This window comes from Streptomyces chlorus (assembly GCF_042655885.1).
In the GTDB taxonomy this organism is placed as follows: domain Bacteria; phylum Actinomycetota; class Actinomycetes; order Streptomycetales; family Streptomycetaceae; genus Streptomyces; species Streptomyces chlorus.
Window position 1 is genome coordinate 1 of record NZ_JBHSOA010000154.1, and the last position, 942, is coordinate 942.

1 protein-coding gene is annotated in these 942 nt (G+C 67.4%); it reads left to right on the forward strand.

Annotation, left to right across the window (positions count from 1 at the left end):
* Window positions 1-942 (forward strand): transposase domain-containing protein (locus tag ACFPZI_RS37075; RefSeq protein WP_381371567.1); only part of this gene is annotated, 942 nt, incomplete at both ends.

Sequence of the window (942 nt, forward strand, 5' to 3'; positions counted from 1 at the left end):
GGGCCGTTTCGCGCCCGGTCACCTGGGAGAACTGACGTCGATCGTGCCGTTCGAGTTGGTCGACGCGGTCTTGTCCGAGACCAGGACCGTGCAACGGCGGCTGCGTGATCTGCCCTCGCGGGTCGGTGTCTACTTCCTTCTGGCGATGTGCCTGTTTCCCGAGGTCGGCTACCGGCTGGTCTGGGACAAGCTGATCGCCGGCCTGTCCGGGATTCCGGTCGCCTGCCCGAGCGCGAAGGCGTTGCGTGATCTGCGGCGCAGACTCGGCAGTGTCCCGGTGAGGACATTGTTCGAGGTGCTGTCCGGGGCGCTGGCCCAGCCCAGGACGCCGGGGGTGCGATTCGGGCCGTATCGGACGGTGTCGTTCGACGGCTGCAGTTCGACCAAGGTGCCCGACAGCGAGCGCAACCGGGGCTGGCTGGGAAAGTGCCCGCACGGCGGGTATCCCCAGGTCGAGTTGATGACGTTGGTCGAGACCGGCACCCGGTCCGTGATCGGCGCGGTCTTCGGCCCCACCCGGGAGGGCGAAACCTCCTACGCCACCCGGCTGTTGCAGCATCTGAGCCCGAAGATGCTGGTGCTGTGGGACCGGGGCTTCGACGGCAACGACTTCCTCGCCGCGGTGCACGCCACCGGCGCACAGGTCCTCGGCCGTATCAACAAGCGCCGTCGCCCGCCAGTCCTGAAACCGCTCACGGACTCCTCCTACCTCTCGGTTATCGGTGGCGTCCGGGTGCGCATCATCGAAGCTCAGGTGAGCATCACCTGCACGGACGGCAGCACCTTCGAGGGCTCCTACCGCCTGGTGACCACGCTCCTGGATGCCCGCCGCTATCCCGCCGGCCACCTCGTGCGCCTCTATCATGAGCGCTGGGAACACGAGAGCGCCTATTACGCCTTGCGCCACACCATCCTGCACGGACGCGTCCTGCGCTCGAACGA